The following is a 239-nucleotide window of genomic DNA, read 5'->3' as shown; positions in this document are numbered from 1 at the left end:
ATGGCCCGTTGGTCAAGGGGTTAAGACACCTCCCTTTCACGGAGGTAACAGGGGTTCGAATCCCCTACGGGTCATAATATGGAGGCTTAGCTCAGCTGGGAGAGCATCTGCCTTACAAGCAGAGGGTCGGGGGTTCGATCCCCTCAGCCTCCATATTTTATATCGCGGGGTGGAGCAGTTCGGTAGCTCGTCGGGCTCATAACCCGAAGGTCGTAGGTTCAAATCCTGCCCCCGCAATT

3 tRNA genes are annotated in these 239 nt (G+C 55.6%); all 3 read left to right on the top strand.

Going from position 1 to position 239, the window contains the following annotated elements:
* Positions 1–2 precede the first annotated feature (2 nt).
* The 3 genes from G9G57_RS25510 to G9G57_RS25500 all read left to right on the top strand — a co-directional run bounded on the left by G9G57_RS25510 (position 3) and on the right by G9G57_RS25500 (position 237).
* Positions 3–74, top strand: a tRNA-Glu gene (locus tag G9G57_RS25510).
* Between the two features lie 6 nt (positions 75–80).
* Positions 81–153: transfer RNA gene (locus tag G9G57_RS25505), tRNA-Val, on the top strand.
* A 10-nt stretch (positions 154–163) separates the two neighbouring features.
* Positions 164–237: transfer RNA gene (locus tag G9G57_RS25500), tRNA-Met, on the top strand.
* The last annotated feature ends 2 nt before the right edge of the window (positions 238–239 follow it).

This window comes from Paenibacillus sp. EKM211P, from assembly GCF_011066175.1.
GTDB classification, from domain to species: domain Bacteria; phylum Bacillota; class Bacilli; order Paenibacillales; family Paenibacillaceae; genus Paenibacillus; species Paenibacillus polymyxa.
Note: the sequence above shows the minus strand (reverse complement) of the source record. Positions and strands in the feature narration are given on the sequence as shown.